General features: G+C 42.1%; 14 protein-coding genes. 3 read left to right on the top strand and 11 right to left on the bottom strand.

Annotated elements, in window-relative coordinates:
* The first annotated feature begins 82 nt into the window (after positions 1-82).
* Positions 83-439: a hypothetical protein gene (locus LC586_RS34835; RefSeq protein WP_229490062.1), complete on the top strand. Its 357-nt coding sequence runs from the start codon at positions 83-85 to the stop codon at positions 437-439.
* Positions 440-786: 347 nt separating this feature from the next.
* Here LC586_RS34835 and LC586_RS34830 read toward each other — a convergent pair whose 3' ends face one another.
* Positions 787-2,085, bottom strand: a complete 1,299-nt coding sequence (locus tag LC586_RS34830; RefSeq protein WP_229490061.1) for a dihydrolipoamide acetyltransferase family protein — start codon at positions 2,083-2,085, stop codon at positions 787-789.
* A gap of 428 nt (positions 2,086-2,513) precedes the next feature.
* Here LC586_RS34830 and LC586_RS34825 point away from each other — a divergent pair, with 428 nt between their 5' ends.
* Positions 2,514-2,990 carry a hypothetical protein gene (locus LC586_RS34825; protein ID WP_229490060.1) on the top strand — a complete coding sequence of 159 codons (477 nt, stop codon included), beginning with the start codon at positions 2,514-2,516 and terminating at the stop codon, positions 2,988-2,990.
* Between the two features lie 81 nt (positions 2,991-3,071).
* Here LC586_RS34825 and LC586_RS34820 read toward each other — a convergent pair whose 3' ends face one another.
* The 10 genes from LC586_RS34820 to LC586_RS34775 all read right to left on the bottom strand — a co-directional run bounded on the left by LC586_RS34820 (position 3,072) and on the right by LC586_RS34775 (position 15,568).
* Positions 3,072-3,521: a YlqD family protein gene (locus tag LC586_RS34820; protein ID WP_012412623.1), complete on the bottom strand. Its 450-nt coding sequence runs from the start codon at positions 3,519-3,521 to the stop codon at positions 3,072-3,074.
* Between the two features lie 42 nt (positions 3,522-3,563).
* On the bottom strand, positions 3,564-5,540 hold the full coding sequence (locus LC586_RS34815; RefSeq protein WP_229490059.1) for an AMP-dependent synthetase/ligase: 1,977 nt from the start codon (positions 5,538-5,540) through the stop codon (positions 3,564-3,566).
* A 771-nt stretch (positions 5,541-6,311) separates the two neighbouring features.
* Positions 6,312-7,013 carry a hypothetical protein gene (locus LC586_RS34810; protein ID WP_229490058.1) on the bottom strand — a complete coding sequence of 234 codons (702 nt, stop codon included), beginning with the start codon at positions 7,011-7,013 and terminating at the stop codon, positions 6,312-6,314.
* A 394-nt stretch (positions 7,014-7,407) separates the two neighbouring features.
* Positions 7,408-7,980, bottom strand: coding sequence for a Uma2 family endonuclease (locus LC586_RS34805; protein ID WP_229490057.1), 573 nt, complete (start codon positions 7,978-7,980; stop codon positions 7,408-7,410).
* A 51-nt stretch (positions 7,981-8,031) separates the two neighbouring features.
* Positions 8,032-10,191 (bottom strand): DNA helicase RecQ, encoded by a 2,160-nt coding sequence (gene recQ, locus LC586_RS34800; RefSeq protein WP_229490056.1) that lies wholly within the window; start codon positions 10,189-10,191, stop codon positions 8,032-8,034.
* A 384-nt stretch (positions 10,192-10,575) separates the two neighbouring features.
* Positions 10,576-10,860: a type II toxin-antitoxin system RelE/ParE family toxin gene (locus LC586_RS34795; RefSeq protein WP_229490055.1), complete on the bottom strand. Its 285-nt coding sequence runs from the start codon at positions 10,858-10,860 to the stop codon at positions 10,576-10,578.
* Positions 10,853-11,098 carry a hypothetical protein gene (locus LC586_RS34790; RefSeq protein ID WP_229490054.1) on the bottom strand — a complete coding sequence of 82 codons (246 nt, stop codon included), beginning with the start codon at positions 11,096-11,098 and terminating at the stop codon, positions 10,853-10,855. Before LC586_RS34790 ends, LC586_RS34795 begins: the two co-directional genes overlap by 8 nt.
* Before the next feature lie 407 nt (positions 11,099-11,505).
* Positions 11,506-13,068, bottom strand: a complete 1,563-nt coding sequence (locus tag LC586_RS34785; protein ID WP_229490053.1) for an AAA-like domain-containing protein — start codon at positions 13,066-13,068, stop codon at positions 11,506-11,508.
* A gap of 129 nt (positions 13,069-13,197) precedes the next feature.
* Positions 13,198-14,577 carry an AAA-like domain-containing protein gene (locus LC586_RS34780; RefSeq protein ID WP_229490052.1) on the bottom strand — a complete coding sequence of 460 codons (1,380 nt, stop codon included), beginning with the start codon at positions 14,575-14,577 and terminating at the stop codon, positions 13,198-13,200.
* A gap of 328 nt (positions 14,578-14,905) precedes the next feature.
* Positions 14,906-15,568, bottom strand: a complete 663-nt coding sequence (locus LC586_RS34775; RefSeq protein ID WP_229490051.1) for a class I SAM-dependent methyltransferase — start codon at positions 15,566-15,568, stop codon at positions 14,906-14,908.
* Between the two features lie 597 nt (positions 15,569-16,165).
* Between LC586_RS34775 and LC586_RS34770 the strand changes: the two genes are divergently transcribed.
* Positions 16,166-18,157 (top strand): alpha-amylase family glycosyl hydrolase, encoded by a 1,992-nt coding sequence (locus LC586_RS34770; protein WP_229490050.1) that lies wholly within the window; start codon positions 16,166-16,168, stop codon positions 18,155-18,157.
* The last annotated feature ends 719 nt before the right edge of the window (positions 18,158-18,876 follow it).

Here is an 18,876-nt window from a genome sequence, read left to right as displayed (position 1 = left end):
GAGGGCATCCGGGAAGTAACGCCAGTCGAGATGTTCCCTCTACTTCTATTGGTCGAAAGACCTGTAAAAGCAAGGAACGTCAGTGACGCTGGAATCCCCTGCGTTTACGCATGGGGAGTGTCAAAAATATGGTATTTTGCTGACAAATATCAATGAGCCAACAGGCACTCCAGACAAATGTCATTATCTACTTGCAGAAGCTGGTTTTAAAGATATTGAGGTGAAGACCCAACAATTGGGTTTCTACCGCAATTTAGAGCAAGCTAGAGAATGGAATGGAGGATGGTTTCATCCCAGAGAAAATCCCTTGTTACAGGTTTCATCAGAGCTAATGGCAGAATTAAAAGCAGAGTATCGTCAAAAAATTGAAGCAGAGGCAACAGAGCAAGGAGCTTGGTATGAAAATCTGACTTTTTTTGTAGCTGGTCGAAAGGTTTAGAGCAAACTCTAATACCAATTCAATTAATGATTGCAACACATCCTTCGGTGAAGTGAAGACGCGATGAATCGCGTCTCTACAAATGGTTTATCTGTTGCATTATTTTCCTAAATTGGTATAACTTTTTATTGTATTTAGCCAATTCATCAAATCAGCCTCTCTGACAAAATCTAATAATACTTCACCCAAATTTTATAACTGAGCCAGGGACAACTCTTGCAACCGAGATTATAACTTACTTGTCCATCAAAAATTTAAGTGTATGTATTGTTTATTGTTAGCGCTACTCTACGAAAAACTGCTGCTCGCTGATAGCGCTAACATTTAAATTTGGTGTCTTTTCAAAATTACATTGTCAAAGATTGAGGATTTGTCTCAATCAATTTCGCTAAATCTTGCAAGAACGCCGCAGCATGGGCACCGTAAATAATCCGGTGGTCAGAAGTAATATTTACTTGCATTTGTTGCCGCACGCCAAATAAACCGTCGGGTGTTGCTACCACTTGCGGACGGGATGCCCCGATCGCTAAAATTGAACCTTGTCCAGGCGGTAAAATCGCATCAAATTTATCTACGCCAAACATCCCCAAATTGGACAGGGTAAAAGTACCACTGTTGTATTCTTGGGGTTGTAGTTGTTTTGTCCTGGCACGTTCTACCAAAGACTTCCAAGTACGCGATAGAGAATATATATCCACTGCGTCTGCATTTTGCAGCACAGGTGTAATTAATCCGCCATCATCCATCGCTACTGCTACAGAAATGTTGATATCAGAATGATAAACAATACCCTGGTCTGAGTAGCTAGCATTTAACAATGGGTGTTTTTGCAACGTTACCGCTACAGCTTTCGCCAGTAGCGCTGTCATTGTCACGCCCTTGGATTTAATTTGTTTATAAAGTTTGTCTAACCCATCAGTGGTAATTGTATAACCGACACGGAAGACGGGCACGGATATGGTAGCTACCATGTTCCGCACAACGGCATTTTGGAAGGTAGTTAAAGGCACGGTTTGACCAGGAACAGCCGCTACTGCTGGCGTGGGTGCTGGTGTGCGAGGTGCTGGTGGTGCAACTGGGGCGCTGGTTGGTACAGGTGCTGGTGGGGCAACTGGGGCAGGGGCGGGTTGTTTGCCCTTATTAGACAATGCTTCCACATCTTCAGCGACAATGCGACCGTGGGGGCCAGTGCCTTGGAGTGTAGTCAAATCAACTTTGAGTTCTTTGGCTAACTTGCGGGCACGGGGTGAAGCTACAAGCCTTCCTTCTTTGTGGTTAGACCCGTTTTGAGACGCTAAGGCAGGTGTTGCGGCTGTGGCTGTCGCGGGGATTGGTTCAGGGGAAGAGGTAGTAGCAGCCGCGCCGCCGGAATTGGCAAGAGATTTGGCAGTTTCAATTTCAGCTTCCGTTTCGGCGATGAAGGCGATCGCAGATCCTACCGGGGCAGTTTCACCAGCTTCAACTATGATATGGGCAAGAAATCCCTCATAAAAGGTTTCTACATCCATATCTGCCTTATCTGACTCTACAACCACCACTGTTTCGCCTTTTTCCACTTTGTCCCCTGGCGATTTCACCCAGGAGACGATTTTGCCTTCCGTCATAGTGGAACTCAGCGCCGGCATAAATACTTCGTGAATGCTCATAGGGTGGTTTGGGAATCAATGGTTTATGGACTTTAACAGCTTTTATCAGATCGAATTGTATCTTGGTGGGAGAGTTTTGGACTGGAGATTTTATATTTTAATTGGGCATGGGGGAGATGAGGGAGCAGGGGGGAGTTCCTAACTCCTGTACAGACGCGATTAATCGCGTCTCCAGGAACCTAAATATAACTTAGAGGTCTATAATACAGAGCTATCGTCAATGGTTAGCCAATATCTCGATCTCGTTTTAGTCGTTGACTTGGAACAACCATCACGAGTTTCTCACAGATTAAATGGGATTGCTATTTATATTCCTCATAACCACTGCTTAAGATACAGGAGCTTCTCACAGGTAGAGGATATGGGATGCAGTTCAATCTAGAATTCAAAATTGGTCATAAACCTATTTGAAATTCCTGTTTACTTTTATGTCGGCAAAGTTTAAATTCTTTTTGATTGTGATACTAGGTATCTTTGCCACTGCTGGCGCTGGAGTATATATTACCCAGAGTCAGCAATCTGCACTGATTGCTGAGACTAGTGATGCACAAACCCAGCAGGTGAGAACAATACATCAGTCTCAAGAGGTTGTGGCATACTCAGAGCGTTCCGATTATAGAACCATACCTTTAGAAAAGCTCAACTCATCTCTACAAGGTAGTGATCCTGCTACCCTCGCCCTGAATGCCTTTGACGACATAGGATCAGTGGGAGGAACGCGAAAGGTAGAGGTAGCTTATCCACAACGAAATCAGGCCCTTGTGACGATTACGCAAATCAACGGGGGTGATGATTCAGTTGGTATAAAATATCGAGTTGAGATGACTACTTTCGGGCGATCGCTTTTTGTTAGCTCACCTCCAGTCTGGCAAATTGTTTGGGCTGGAGTGAGCAGTCAGGAGTAGAGACGCGATTAATCGCGTCTCTACTGGAGTGAGGAGTTAGGAATTTAAACTCATAACTCATAACTCATAACTCATAACTTTCTAAATGTCGCCGCGAATTTCTTCTACAACGCCATCGCGCAGAACGATTTCGACCTGCATTTTGCTAATCAGGTTATCACCGATCTCTACCCGGAAAAAGCCTTCCATTTGGAATTGGTTGACTTCCTGATCTTGCTGAAGAAACTGCACTTGCTGGAGGTTTTGCAGCAATTGATTTTTCTGCTCTAGAAATTCACTTTTCTTTTGATTGACTTGGAGTTGGATATTGTCAATTTGTTGGAGGGTCTGGGGGCCAGGTGGTTGCAGACTCTGCTTTTGAATTGCAGCGATCGCTCTTTGTCCTTCTACGTCTAGCTGTTGCAGTTGCTGATCAAGTTGATTGATTTGCGTTTGCAGCTGCTGTTGTACTTCCTCTTTCCAGAGGGGAGTCACAATGACTTTGACGTTAACAACACGTTTCAGGAGCAAGTTAGATTTGGAGACATCCATAAATATTTCACGTTCACTCTTACTAGTTGGGAGGTGGAATCATCAGGCAAACATGCCGTCAATAATATCGTGATAGCGTTCCGTAACGACGTGTCGTCGAACTTTCAGTGTTTGTGTCATCAAGCCATTTTCGATGGAAAACGGTTCCAGAATCAGTTTAAACGTTCCAATGCGGTCATCCGGTCGATAACCTGGACGATTTTGCACTTCCCGATTCAATTCTTGCCGAAATAAATCCTGGATTATTCTACTCTCGAAGTCAATTTTTTGACTAGGTGAAGAAGCAACCTGATCATTCTGGGTATCCAGTGTCAAATTCTGACTTGCTGCCCATTTTTCTAAGGCTTCGACATTGGGGACAATTAAGGCTCCCAGGCTGCGCTGATCTTGGCCGACGAGCATAATTTGATCGATGTATGGCGATCGCAAACACACATCTTCGATCGGCTGTGGCTCGATGTTTTCCCCGTTAGTCAATACAATCGTATCCTTTGCTCTGCCTGTTAGCACCAAGTCGTCTTGTGGTGTTAGCCAACCCAAATCGCCGCTATCAAACCAACCTTCAGCGTCAATTGCTTTCGCTGTCGCTTCGGGATTTTGGTAATAGCCTTGCATAATCTGTGGTCCCCTCAACAATACCAAGCCTCGCTTCTCTACTGGTAGAGGCGCTTTTGTTTCAGGATCTACGATTTTAGCTTCTGTAGCTGGAAGTGGTTGCCCTGATGCACCAATCAAATTTCGCCAAGGACGCCGCACATGGGTAACAGGAGAAGTTTCTGTCAAGCCATAACCTTGCAAAATCTGCACACCAATAATTTCAAAGAAATTATCTATGTGTCTGGGAAGCGCACCGCCGCCGCTAATCATCTGCTTGACTTGTCCTCCTGTGGCTTCTCGCACTTTGGCATAAACCAGTCGTTCTCCCAAGGCATGGAGGGGTAATAAAGCAGATGCTTGTATTTTAGCTGCTAATCGTTCGACGGCTGAAGCATGAAGATTATTTAAACTCAATCCTTGAGCAACTCGCCGCGCTTTGATATATTTCTCGCTATTGCCCAATAAAAAGTTAATTAGGCGTTGCTTTTTGGCTGGTTGTTCACGGAACTGCTTTTGCACTCCTTCATAAATCGATTCCCACAGCCGGGGTACACCCACCATATAGTTGGGTTTAAATTGTCTCAAATCGGCTTTTACCGAGCGCAAGTTGGTATAAACTTGCGTGCAACCTTGAGATAGTAGGTAATATTCAACAGTTCGTTCGTAGCTGTGCCAGGAAGGTAAGATACTGAGAACGATATCGCCAGCGTTTGGTTGCACTACTGTCCTGAAAGTGAGTACTTGGTGCATCAAGTTGTTATAAGACAGCATTACACCCTTGGGTTTACCTGTGGTGCCAGAGGTGTAAATTAGGGTTGCTAGAGCATCACGATTTTGCTTGACTGGCACAAAATTATGATTTTTCCCAATTTCGAGCAACTGGGCAAAGTTCAGCACCTTTAGGGTTTCGTCTGTCGGTGGTGCTTCATCCGAAAGTAATATTACCACCTGAATTGGTAAATCTTTGAGGCGGTCTTGCAGTTTTTTAAGTGTCTTTAAATCCTCAACTACTATTGCCGTGCTGCCACTATTAGCGATGATAAACAGCAGTTCTTCTTTTTCCGCTTGGGAGCTACGTACCGCATCAACTCCGCCAGCAGTCATTATGCCTTGATCGGCAATAAACCAACGAGGACTGTTGTCAGAAATTAAGGAAATGCGATCGCCTACCTTTACTCCCAACGCCTGCAACCCAGCAGCAAATAGTCGCATTTGCTCTGCCAACTGGGTATAAGTAATCGCTACTTCTGGTTTAGCATGAGGGTTGCGGAGGGCGACAACATCACCAAATCGCTCAGATGCCAAAGGCCAAATTTCTGGCAGTGATTCCACATTTGTGTAATCTACCAACCGCTTTAATGCCTGGCGTTCTTGTTCACTGATGTTAGATAAAAAAGAAGATGCGGTTTGGGTTTTTGACATAACACCTTACCTAAATATCGTAAACTAATCGTAATTCTTAGCTTATTTTGTTATTACGCTACAATAACTGTCCTTATTATCCACATTCTTCTCTGTGTATGATAATTCCAGGAATTCCACGTTTATATTTACAAAAATTTATGTTAAAGTTAATTTACATAGACTGCAAGCAATGATTATGTTTGCAGCTAATAACAGCGATGTCTACGACGGGCTACGCCTACGCCTACGTTTCACAGGAGATGATTACCTATGAATTTGATAGACGCTATACTGCTAACGCTGCTCAACATTGCTGCTTGCATGGCGTTGCCTAAGCTTTTAGCTCTTTTTCTGGCTGAGAAAACCAAACTTACTGAAATGTTGCCAAATGGTTCAAAATCACAAATAGCTAAAGTGGAACTTACCAGTTTTCCTTATTGTACAGCTTATGCATTGACAGGCAGCCAATTCTGTAAATTTAGTCCTAATTTCTGTCCTAATTGTTCTCCGAATTGATGAACTATTTGCCAGTAAATTATTTTAAAATTTAGGTGAGGTAGATAAACTACCTCACCTAAATTTTGGCAATACAACAGACTTTAACGCAGCCTAATGTTTACTTAAGTCATTAGTCCAAGAGATACCGCGCTCACTCTTTGACGTGGTTTTAACTAGTCGGATATGATTAGTTTTTTCGCCACCTCTCTTTTGAGGTATGTACCAAAAACTCTTTATCAAATAGGATTGCTATAACGCCTATATTTGAAAAAATTTATTATTTGCAAGTTGCTACTGATATTCTTTTTCTGGTACTCTAAAAGCTGCATATTTCCATTCATTACCTTCTAAATATTCAATTTTAAATTCTCCTTTAGTTAATAAAGTCATATCTTTAAGTTTTACTATCGCATTTTCTCCTAATAAAATACATTCAGAATTACTAGTGGTAGGTTGGTTTGGTATTGTATTTATCTGATTAATAACTTTACGCTGCAATTCTTGATACTGTTGCTCAGTTATTAGTTTAGAATCATATAGCTTTTTTATCTCTCGTAATTGGGTTTCTATGTCTGAGCCACCTTGATTTGACACGTTATCTATTTTACAAGAATCTGGTTTAAAAGCAATTTTCCTGACAGGATGATCCCACCATTTAGAAGCCTGAGTTAACCAATTAGTTGTTCTTGTGGTATGTACTACTTTTACTTGATTATCACTTATTTCCAAACGTACCCAATCAGTTGATCTTTTTTGAATCAAACCAGCAAATCCCCAAGACAAGACACTTCCTACTGAAACACCAGAATCTGCTAGACGAAGCTTAATAACTCTAGGTTCTATAGCTTGTGCTATTTTAATTTGAGCCGAAGCTATAAAGCTAATATTATTAGCAAGCAAAGCCGGATTTTTTTCTGTCGCAGTGGAAGGCTTTACTGCTGTAAAATTTGCAAGCAATACTGCTGCTATCAAAATGCTAACTTTATTGCTCATGATTATTTTGTATTATTTATTTTACCGAGATACATATAAATTAATATCCTATAGTAATTAATTTAAGCTTGTCAAGAAAATACTATTTAAGGCTAGCCTGTTCAAGGTGGATAACAATTTTAGACATTTAACTTCTTACCTCTGTGTTCTCTGCGCCTTTGTGGTTAAATTAATTACTTTTTAACCGCATAGGCACAGAGGATGACACTTGCGTAACCACAGATATGCTGCCCGCTTCGCCTTCACTGACTCGAAAAGATGATGCAATATCTTAGAGGATTGGCTGATTATAATAAACGTTAGCAACACAGACACCAGATGCGATCACCATAATCAGTACCTGGACTTTAGTTAATCTGTTACTTAAGATTTGTTTTTCCATTCAACCTAAAATTTAAACAGGAAAAAACTGGTTTACAGTACAGCTAAAATCAGTCAATAAAGGAGAAATTATAATATCGCTACTAAATAGGGTTTCTACCAATTTAAGTTGATTTTGTTCGCGTCGATAGACCTCTAGTTTACGCGATCGCCAATCAGCAATCCAATATTCTTTTACTCCTCTGGAAGAATAAAGTTTGAGTTTAGCTTCCTTATCCCGTCTTAGGTCTTCCTGGCTAGCAGACAAAACTTCTACTATTAAATCTGGTGCGCCAGTTAAATGCCCCGCTTCATCCAATGTTACCGCCAAGGTTTCCTTAGTAGCCCAGACCACATCAGGAATCACATTATCTGATTCTGAAAACAAAACACCAGGGTTGATCACAGCTTCCCCTAAACCAGTAGACTCTGACCAAACATCAAGTTGTCGGAAAATTCTACCACAAGTTTGCTGATGTTTAAAATGAGGTGCCCTGGTCAGAAATAATTCTCCATCAACTATCTCGTAGCGCGTCCCTTCATTTTCCGCGAAGAGTTTCACATCGTGAATTGTCCATCGTACTCCTGTATTAAGCATCTGACTCATTGGCTAACTCCTTTAATCTTGCTCTTGTATTTTAATTATAAAATTTAATAATCACTTACGATTTTCGCGCCGCCACTTACCCCGTACTAAACGAATTTCATCAAAAGTGTAGCTTTCACCGAGTTGTTCTCGAATTGGCGTTAAAGAGATATCACCAAGCACTTCTAAAACTTGCCAAATTTTTTGTTGATGTTCAAGAGGTACTAACTGATTTATATCTACAGGCTGATTTTTCTCAATCAAATCTGCCAAATGGCGAATAATTGTTGTGGGGCGAATGTTGCGTTTTTTGGCAATTTCATTAACACTCAAACCTTGTTTATGTAATTGTAATGTGAATATTTCTGTGTCGGAAGGTAAGCTAACAGAGGGTGTAAAACTAACTTGGGGTGAATCTATCAAACCTTTTTCTTGGCGGTAGGCGCGAATTTCTGCGAGGAATTTATCGCCATATTGGGAAAGTTTGTGACTGCCTACGCCCGAAAGTTTACCAAATTCGGTTAGTGTTGTAGGTTGTACTTGTGCCATCAATTTCAGGGTAGAATCCTGAAAGACAACGTAAGGTGGTACAGATTGTTCATCAGCAAGTTGTTTACGGAGCGATCGCAACCTCTGCATTAATATCTCTGCTTCAGCAGCCTTTTCACTACCTTCTTCCCAAGTAACCTTCTGTGCTACGGGAACAACAAGGGAAACTGTACGCTGTCGCCGCATTACTTCCCAACTGAGGGGGTTAAGTTTCAAAACTGAGTAACCATCGCTAGTCTGTTCTAGCAACCCTTGATGTAAAAGCGATCGCGCCAACATTCGCCACTCATCTACACTTTTATCTTTGCCAATACCGTAGGTAGAAAGTTTATCGTGTTCGTACTGGATAATTTTGTCTTTTTTGGCCCCCCGCAACACATCAATAATGTGCAGCATCCCAAATCTTTCTTTACAACGCGCCACACAAGATAAAAACTTCATGGCTTCAATTGTCCAGTCTTGCATTGGTTTGGGATGACGGCAATTATCGCAGTTACCGCAATTACCAAGAAAACGTTCCCCAAAATAACCTAGCTGAATTGTCCGCCGACAAACAGTACCTTCAGCATAGTCAATTACCTGACGCAGTTGTTGTTTAGCAATCAACTGTTCTTGGGGGTCAGTTTTTTGGTTAATACTCCATTCAATGGTTTTAATATCACTGAAACTGAAAAAAAGTGTACAACGTGAGGGTTCACTATCCCTTCCCGCTCTACCTGATTCTTGATAATAACTTTCCAAATTACGTGGCAAATCAAAGTGAATTACTAACCGCACATCTGGCTTATTAATTCCCATTCCAAAGGCAATTGTCGCCACCATGACGCGCACATCATCCCGAATAAATCGAGTTTGATTGCTGCTGCGTTCTTCATCAGTTAATCCGGCATGATAAGACAAAGCAGAAATTTTATCATTTTGCAATTTAAAGGTAAGTTCATCAACTTTTTTGCGCGTTAGGCAATAAATAATTGCTGAACCTTCGCTTTCCCGGACGAGTTCTAATAATTCAGCATACGCAGACTTGGTTTTAGAACGAACTTCGTAATAAAGGTTTTGGCGGTTAAAGCTAGCAATGTGGATACTGGGTTGCTTTAGCCCTAGTTGTTGAATGATATCAGCACGGACGCGATCGGTTGCTGTGGCGGTGAGGGCGAGGGTAGGGACATCAGGATAGCGTTTCCGCAGAGATTTCATCTGACGGTATTCTGGGCGGAAGTCGTGTCCCCACTCAGAGACGCAGTGGGCTTCGTCAATGGCAAAAGCTGCAATGCCAATTTTTTCTTTAACTAAATCGAGAAACGGGAGAAATCTTTCACTCAACAGACGTTCTGGGGCGACGTAAAGTAATCTAACTTTGCCGGTGAGGATGGCTTCTTCCCGCGATCGCACCTTATAGGGATTCAGACTACTATTTAAAAATGTGGCGTTAATATTATTGTTGCGCAGTCCTTCCACTTGGTCTTGCATCAAAGCGATTAATGGCGATACTACTACAGTTAAGCCTTTTTTGATTAATGCAGGTAACTGAAAACACAGAGATTTTCCCCCACCCGTAGGCATCACAATCAATAAATCTCGATTTTGCAGCGCATCTTCGATAATTTGCCGTTGTCCGGGGCGGAATCCGTCGTAACCGAAGTGATATTTTAGCGCTTGTTCGAGATGGGGATACTGAAGCATAGCGATCGCTTTTTCCGGGGCTGTCTGCGTGAGTAGTTATTGAAGATATCAGGATTTTAACTCACATCACCTGCAGTGTTGGGAAGGGCTGCGTTTCTGGAGTGCGTAGGCGCAGCCCGCCGCAAGCATCGCACTAAGTCAATCATCATACATGAGCGTAGGCGCAGCCCGTCGTAGACATCGCTTTTCTTTTAATATCATGTCCGCATAATTAGTTATGATTCCCACAGTCATTGCACCCCACCCCTTAATCCCCTCCCCGCTTGCGGGGAGGGGAGACAAAGCGTAGCTTTGGCGGGGTGGGGTTCTTCGGGTTTAATAAGTAATCAAACGGACATGATATAAGACAGTTACGATAAAATTAGCAATCTTACTTGTATTGAGCTAATAAACATCGTCATGAGTACCAATGTCTAGCAAAAGAACAACTTGTTCCTCACTCTCGTCATCGGTTTTCAGTGAGAAAACAATGCGACAATCATATCCACAAGAGCATGAAAACAACCCTAATAACTTTCCCTCTAGCTTGTGAGTGCCCAAGTTAGCTGCAAATATATCATTCTCCATAGCAGCAATAGTTTCTTCTATTCTGGCCTGCAAATCAGCATTACGACGAGCAAATTTTCGGAAAGTTCTTTTAAATTTGCTCGTGATAACCAACTTATACATCGGCTGCACTTGGGTTATTGAGATATTCCCGTAATTCTTGAATTGCTTCGGCAGCAGTCTGGACTTTGAGCCTACCTGCTTGGAATTCAGCAATGGAAGCTGCTGCATCTGAGGCAATTTCATCTCGCCGACTTTCAATAATTCGGTTTTTGAGAATTTGTACCAGCATTTCTTGTTGCTCTAAAGTTAGCTCCATTGCGGCATCTAAAACTCTATCTAGGTTACTCAATTGCTTCATCCTCTTAATTATTAGGGTTGATAACAAAACTCGTAATACCAATTCTGCATGAAGATGCACATAATAAGACCCCCCTGTAGTCCCCCCTTGATAAGGGGGGACGGCGTAGCCGGGGGGTAAATATATGCAGCTTCACAAAGAAACGGTATAAGATATAAACTTATAAGTCTTACCCTCTCACTTTTTTAGTTTCGTCAAACTCATGTTAACTTATCGCACGCTCATCAACCTTCATACATGAGCGTAGGCGCAGCCCGTCGTAGACATCGCTTTTTCCGGGGCTGTCTGCGTGAGTAGTTATTGAAGATATCAGGATTTTAACTCACATCATCGGCAGTTTTGGCCAGACCTGCGTTTCTCTACCATGTTTTTTAGCTTGATCCAAATTCTAAAATCTCAAATTCGCCTCAGCATCTACCTAATCGAGGATTTGCAGTTATTCCTTTCCCTTGATGCCATATCTGGCTACATTTTAACTGTGATTCTAAAGCATCAATCTTTCGTAAAAGCGACACTCCCCACACTATAGAAATCACCAACTTGATTGTCATACCCACGAGCAAAAGTGTCACTATTGTGGCAGTTTTCTTTTGTTGAGTCAGCCTTTTTTGTTGTTCTGCAAGTCGTACTTCAGTTTCTTTGGCGCGTTCAGCTTCTAATGCTTGCTGCATTTCTCGCCGATCTAATTCTTCACTAGCAGCTAAAAATCGATAATCTAAGTTGCTCAAGCTTTTGCCATTTGCCCAAGTTTGAGCATCAATCAAGGCTTGTCCCCGCAATAGGCGAGATTCATCCTTTTCTTTTGAGGCTATCCATGCATTGAAGGTTTCGTAGTATGGGCGTAAATAAGCTAATTTCTTTCCAACCCATTCTAAATTGAAAACTTCTTGATAAATTCGATTTTTGATTTGGAGAAAACCTTGCTTTTTGATTACCAAACCAGACAGCAACAGTTCTACCTGTTCTCGACTATCGTCAGCTGGTACTTCCACCCCTTGGAGAATTTGTTGATAAATTCCCAGCAATCTGGCGGCAATTTGTTCGTTTCCAAGGATGCGATCGCGAATTGTCCGTAAATGCTCTGGTTCATCTTGTGATTCCCATTTTTCGATGATGTGCGATCGCACCACATTTTCTATCCAAAATTCTTCTGCGCCAGGGGGCATTTTTAGCTTTCTACTCACATCATTTTGAGATAAACACACAAGTAGCCGACACAGCTTTTGAGTAAGAAATGGTTGCCCTTCTGTCCAAGCTATTACTTCTTTCAAAACTTTCTGAGGGTGATTATCTTTAATATTCAGCCCCAAAGATAGTGTTTGAGCTTCTTGAAATGTGAAACCATTTACTTGGATGGCTTTACCAATATTAAACGGGGTAGTATTATTTCGATATCGAATTAAGTCTGAAGGTGTTGTAACACCGAAGATTGCAAATGTAATCCGATGATACTCTGGATCAATTGCTCGTTGGTTATAACAGAAGCGAATCAAGCTAAAAAAGTCATCAACAGAGAAATCGAGGCTGAGAACACTATCAATTTCATCAATAAAAATAAATAGTCTTTCGTTAGGAAACTGAGCTAACAGAATTTCCGAAATAAATCGGCTAAGTTTCTGAACTAAAGAAATATCATTTTGTTCTTGCCACCAGCTTTTTAAATTAACTTTACCTAACAGTTTAAAACCTAACCATAAATCACCTACCACTCCCTTATACCATTGCTCTGGAGTTATATTTTCACAACCGATATTAGTCATATCAACGGTGGCGCATTTAAAGCCCTCTTGTTGGAAGCGATGCTTTGTTTTTACCATAAGTGAGGATTTGCCCATTTGCCTACTGCTCAGGATGTAGCAAAATTCACCCTGCTTCAAGGCTTCGTAAAGTTCCACATCCGCTCTGCGCTCAACATAGCTAGGAGCGTCACTGGTGAGGGTTCCACCGACTTGGTATCGATAATTGTCCATTTTATTTAAAATTTTAAATTAGTTCTCGTTTTTAATAAATGAATTTGGATCGGGATAATTGATAAAATTCATATTAATAGCGAGAACAAGTATTTTAATTATCTGTGTTTCAACAGTTTACCAGAACTATTATTCCCCTGAGCGTCCTAGTTGTTGGCTAAAATAAAAGCGATATAACTCACACCTTGTGTGAGCTTGATTGCCGTTTAGTTGAACCAAACCCATACTTTCTAGCTTGTAAGCAGCGATCGCGTCTAGTTCCACTTTTTCATCTGTTGCAATTACCTTTTCCATAGCTGACATTAATTCTGGTTCTTTTTGGAGTAAGCTCAACAGTTCTCGTAAATGCTGACTGTAAATTCCCACTTGTGTAGATGCGCTTTCTAGTAACACCTCGAATGTTATTTCTTCTTGACATAGATGATAAAGCGCAAGGCTCACCAAATAGGGATGTCCTCCTACCATTGTTTGTAAGGGTGCAAGGCGTTTTGCACCTTCGGAATCTGCTGCCCAATGTAACCCGTAAGCTAATGCTAAATTCTGTACCTGATTGAGGGTAAACGGCGGCAAGGTAATTGTTATCCCGACATTGAAAGGCGATTGGTTTAGCTTGAGTGGAATATAAATTTCTGTGGTGTGAACTACCACCATTCGTAGTTTTTGCCAGATTTGATCCTGCTTTGCTTGTTCATGCCAAAATCGCAGCATTGGCAGAAAGTCTTGGGCAATATTAGGATGTTCAAAAACTCGATGGACTTCATTCAAAGCCAAAACTACAGGACTTTGATTAATGTATTGCAGCAGATATGCTTCAAAATAGATTTTGCAGCTTACCTTGCTGCCCATTTCCGTATCCCAAAAATCATCTAGACAGGGAAGGAGATCTAACTGCCTGCTGACATTGACACAAAACCAACGCAAAAATTTATCCAGAGAAACAAAAATGTCTTCGTCAGCTTCTTGAAAGTCCAAATAAACAATTTGATAACCTTGCTTTCTAGCATAAGCAATCATCCTGTTCAGGAGTGAACTTTTTCCCGTTTTTCTAGGTGCTTTGATTCGGATTAAGCAACCAGGGTGTAAAATCTCGGTAGAAACAAGTTCTTCCAGGGGAGGGCGATTGATGTAAAGAGGAGAACCCAGTGGTACAGGGCCGCTTGGAAATTCGATCTTGCTTGCTGAAGACAAGTCTGGAGAAACCATTTCTAAGCTAGATTCTTCGCCCAAGTTTTCTTGGCTCTGATTTTCCTGATCACCTATCTTTTCTTGCAGGTATTTCTCCAAGGCTAAATGCAGATTTTTTTTCGTTATTTTTTTTCCAAGTGCAACGGAAAGGTCTTGCCACAACTCAGAGCCAACTTCCTTGATGTAATTGTTGCGGTAGCCTGATACCTCTGCCATTTCCTCGTAAGTTTTGCCCAACCACGATTGATAGAGCACAAACCATTGAATGGAAGCAAGAGGCTTGTCTTGCAAAATTCTTTCTACTGCTTGCAGAATATCTTCCACGGATATTAATATTAAAGGTTAAACAGTTAGTAGAGGCATTTCTTCACTTTGATATAGTAATAATATACACCCGAATAAATATTTAAAAAAGAAAAATCTACTGATACAGTTTTTTACTCCATAATTAATCTTCAAATAAAGAAAATTATTAGTGTGACACATGAGAGTAGCAAAAGTGGATTTTAGTGGGAAAAGTCAGCTGCTGCAAATGGTCTTCTTCCCAAGGATTACAGATGAAAGTAACTTATGAAACCACAATTTTTTGTAAAAGCGACACTACAGCCACTTCTGCGTCCCTAACAAATAGAGAAATGGGGATTCAGAGACATTACTTCTTCAGTGCCAGAGTCAAGCCATCTGCGATCGCTACTAAACTAAGACTAACTCGCTGGTCTTGATGCAGCTTTTGATTAAAGGCACGAATCTTTTTAGTTCTATTATCTTGCACTTCGGGGTCGGCAACCTTACCAGACCAGAGGACATTATCGATCGCAATCAGTCCTCCCGGACGCACTAATTGTAGCGATCGCTCATAATAACCATCATAATTGCTCTTATCTGCATCGATGAAAGCAAAATCAAAGGTTTCTGTCTCTCCCTTTGCCAGTAGCCGATCCAAAGTCTCCAAAGCTGGGGCTATGTGCAGTTGAATTTTATCCGCCACTCCTGCTTGCTGCCAATAGCGCCGAGCGATCGTCGTAAATTCCTCACTCACATCACAGGCTACCACCTTACCGTCCCTCGGTAGCGCCAATGCCACCACCAGGGAACTATAACCTGTAAATACCCCAATTTCCAAAGTTTTCTTAGCTCCCAACAACTGCACCAGTAACGCCAAAAATTGCCCCTGTTCGGGAGCAATTTGCATCCTCCCTATTGGATGCTGGACTGTTTCTTGCCTCAGTTGGGTTAAAATTTCCGGTTCTCGGAGAGAGACTGATAGTAAATAGTCATAAAGGTTTTGTTCGAGTCCCAGTGTTTGAGTTGTCATAAAACGCGCCTTCCTCTTTTGTTTAAACCCCACACACTCATTCTCTGGTTTAATCAGAAATATGCAGAAAAACTCGAAATGTAATTTTCAAAACCCCAAAAATTTTGAGAATTGAATGTCTTTTAAGTTGGCGATGAAAGCCAATAGTAGGAAATACCGATACCTTGATATATAGCCGTTCCCATTCAGATGCGGTACAACATTACATCACGAGGTGTAGGGGCACGGCACTGCCCATTGGTGTCAACTTAAGCTCAAACGCTTATCCCATAGGCCTTTTACCCCACCCCGCCAAAGCTATGCTTTGTCTCCCCTCCCCGCCTGCGGGGAGGGGATTAAGGGGTGGGGTTGCGAGGGCATAATTAGTAATTGAGTAGGCTTGATATAACGTCATTGCAAGGGTTTCACGTTAAGTTGACACCTATGGGCAAAGACAAGCCCCTACGGGTGTACCTCACGTAAACGAGAACCGCTATATACAGTTAACTTACTAATTTACCAGAAAATACTCAATCCACTGCCTAATATTGACAGATAACACTCGATTGTTGTGTAAGAACTTGATAACTGAACTTTGCTCACCCAGAGGTTTTTGTAATGCCTATTGATTTATTGAAGCGCAAAAAAACTCATTTTGTCTTGTGGCGTCCCGGTGCTTCAGAACTAGCTCCCACTCTCTACATTGGCAACACTGCTCCCGAAAGCCCAGACAGATTAGCTCAATTCAGAGAAATTTCACTTCGTCAATCAACAGAATTTCCAGAATTGTGGGAAGTTTCGGCTCAAGAATGTGGTCTGATTGAAGGACAGGTCTACTTTTACTGGTTTAAAGTCCGCAACTCAGACCCTTACGACTCTGCCAATGCTAACCAAATTCTCTACTGTACAGATCCAACAGCGACGACTGTGGATCGACGCTTACTTGCACCAACACCGTCAGAATTGGGAGGCGTTACTAGCTTCGATCCAGCAGGCGTCGTGCTTTATCAAAATAAAACGCTGATTCCCTGTGATCCCCAAGGGCAAACTGTAAATTGGGAAGGCGATGCTCCTTTAGAAACGCTGCCAACCAATAATCAACTGGTGATTTACGAATTACCAACCCGTTGGACAAAGATTAACTCAAATGGATTAATTGAAGAAGGAATCGGCACATTTCGTGACGTACTAGCACTGTTGATACCAGAAGCGATCGCTCCGAATTTTCCCATACTCAGCGCCTTGAATAACCGCGCTCATATTGTGGAACTGGGAATCAACGCCCTAGAACTTCTGCCACCAGAAGACAGTGATGATAATCTCAATTGGGGCTATGGTACAGCAAATTATTTTGCAGCAGATTTTGACTTAGGACGCCCAGATAGCCAGTCAGCACCTACTGCTTCGACTGATTTAGCTAATCTGATCAAAGTCTGTCATCAGCAAGGGTTGCGCTTTTTTGTGGATGTGGTAATGGCATTCTCGCGGAATAATCCTTACCACAACGTTAATTTTTTGGAATTTTACATCAAATGGGCCAGTGGTGATCCAGAACAAGGGTCAAGAGATGGCTTTGGTGGGGATTTATTTAAGTACAACTATTGGGTAGAGGGCTATAACCCTATTACTGGGCAAAAGTCATGGCTTGTCCCAGCCCGTGAATACTTAAAAGCCCATATTGCCCACTGGTTGGAATACTATCGAGTTGATGGTCTGCGGTTGGATAGCGTCAACAATGTTGCCAACTATGACTTTTTGCAAGAATTTAAGGATTTTGCCCGCACCCTTTGGGATAAAAGAGGTGGAACCGGCGATCGCTTCCTCGTAGTTGGCGAAGAATTGAGTGTACCCTTATCTCTCATCCAACAAAATCGTTTAGATGGACTTTGGAATGAAAAGTTCAAGCAAATCATCCGACAGGTGATTTTAGGTAAGAATGCCTGGGATGAACCCAGCTTTGAATGGAGTATCCGCAAACTAATTGATTGCCGAAACTTAGGCTTTACAGATGGTTCTCAGGCGGTAAACTATATAACTTCCCATGATGTTGGCGGTTATGGTAACGAACGTTTCTTCAACTACCTTGTTAGTAATGGAATTGCTCATACAGAACCGCGCATTAAGTTAGCATTTGTCTGCCTGCTTACCTCTGTAGGAATTCCTATGATCCTTGCCGGAGACGAATTTGCCGATCAGCAGGATTTGCCTACAACAGATGATTATAAACAGATTGACCCAGTTAACTACAGCCGCGTGAAAGATGATTGGCGGCAACGCATTTTCCAATACGTTGCGAGGTTGGTTCGCTTGCGTAAGGCTTCCGATGCTTTAGCTGTAAATGATACTCAATTTATTCATGTTGACTTTAATGATGGTAAACGAGTTCTAGTCTGGCAGCGTGGTAATAAAGCCGATCAATTAGTAGTTGTAGTGGCGAATTTCTCTGACTACGGCACTCCTGTTGGTTCTGAGTACAGAGTCCCGAATTGGCCTGCAACTTCAGTTGGCAAGCAGTGGAAGGAAATTACTCAAGAGCGAATAGTTCCATCAGAATGGGTAGGCAGAGAAGGTATCTTCCCTTGGGAAGCTAAAGTGTACGCTCTAGTTTAATCTTGATGCCGCTTAGTGAAAGATAATCTGAGTTAACACTCTCCCCACTTGTAGAGCAAAGGTCAATACTGCGTAGCTTTTGCCTACGCAGTTTACTACGATGTCATATCATGTCCGCTTGATTCCTTATTAAACCTGAAGAACCCCACCCCGACAATCGTCGCTTTGTCTCCCATAGGTGTCAACTTAACGTGAAACCCTTGTAAAGACGTGATATTGAGTTCACTCACTTACCCATCACTCGACGCGTCACCCCACCCCAGTTTTGTCTAAAGCCAAAACTTCCCCTCCCCGCAGGCGGGGAGGGGATTAAGGGGTGGGGTAAAACGCCTATGGGATAAGCGTTTGAGCTTAAGTTGACACCAATGTTTGTCTCCCCTCCCGAAGAGCGGCTACGGTGTACACACAAGTCTGAAGTTGTTCAAGAATCTGGGTTTTACCCCAATACGCTTGGGTTAAGGCTAAAACTCTTTGTCATAGTTAATTTTTTTAACGAACCTTATTAGGCGCAGAGAACACTGAGAGAAGAAAGAAACGCTTAACTGAACTGTATTGGGTTTTACCCCACCCTAACCACTGCTTGAATTCAATGAACGACCACCCGAATTCAATAAACGACCACCCGAATTCAATAAACGACCACCCGAATTCAATAAACGACCACCCGAATTCAATAAACGACCACCCGAATTCAATAAACGACCACCCGAATTCAATAA

It is taken from the genome of Nostoc favosum CHAB5714, from assembly GCF_020829495.1.
In the GTDB taxonomy this organism is placed as follows: Bacteria; Cyanobacteriota; Cyanobacteriia; order Cyanobacteriales; family Nostocaceae; genus Nostoc; species Nostoc favosum.
Note: the sequence above shows the minus strand (reverse complement) of the source record. Positions and strands in the feature narration are given on the sequence as shown.

Coding starts and splice junctions, on each gene's coding strand:
- LC586_RS34795 (WP_229490055.1), bottom strand. CDS start 10,860: ATGTATAAGTTGGTTATCACGAGCAAATTTAAAAGAACTTTCCGAAAA.
- LC586_RS34785 (WP_229490053.1), bottom strand. CDS start 13,068: ATGGACAATTATCGATACCAAGTCGGTGGAACCCTCACCAGTGACGCT.
- LC586_RS34830 (WP_229490061.1), bottom strand. CDS start 2,085: ATGAGCATTCACGAAGTATTTATGCCGGCGCTGAGTTCCACTATGACG.
- recQ (WP_229490056.1), bottom strand. CDS start 10,191: ATGCTTCAGTATCCCCATCTCGAACAAGCGCTAAAATATCACTTCGGT.
- LC586_RS34775 (WP_229490051.1), bottom strand. CDS start 15,568: ATGACAACTCAAACACTGGGACTCGAACAAAACCTTTATGACTATTTA.
- LC586_RS34820 (WP_012412623.1), bottom strand. CDS start 3,521: ATGGATGTCTCCAAATCTAACTTGCTCCTGAAACGTGTTGTTAACGTC.
- LC586_RS34815 (WP_229490059.1), bottom strand. CDS start 5,540: ATGTCAAAAACCCAAACCGCATCTTCTTTTTTATCTAACATCAGTGAA.
- LC586_RS34790 (WP_229490054.1), bottom strand. CDS start 11,098: ATGAAGCAATTGAGTAACCTAGATAGAGTTTTAGATGCCGCAATGGAG.
- LC586_RS34810 (WP_229490058.1), bottom strand. CDS start 7,013: ATGAGCAATAAAGTTAGCATTTTGATAGCAGCAGTATTGCTTGCAAAT.
- LC586_RS34770 (WP_229490050.1), top strand. CDS start 16,166: ATGCCTATTGATTTATTGAAGCGCAAAAAAACTCATTTTGTCTTGTGG.
- LC586_RS34825 (WP_229490060.1), top strand. CDS start 2,514: ATGTCGGCAAAGTTTAAATTCTTTTTGATTGTGATACTAGGTATCTTT.
- LC586_RS34805 (WP_229490057.1), bottom strand. CDS start 7,980: ATGAGTCAGATGCTTAATACAGGAGTACGATGGACAATTCACGATGTG.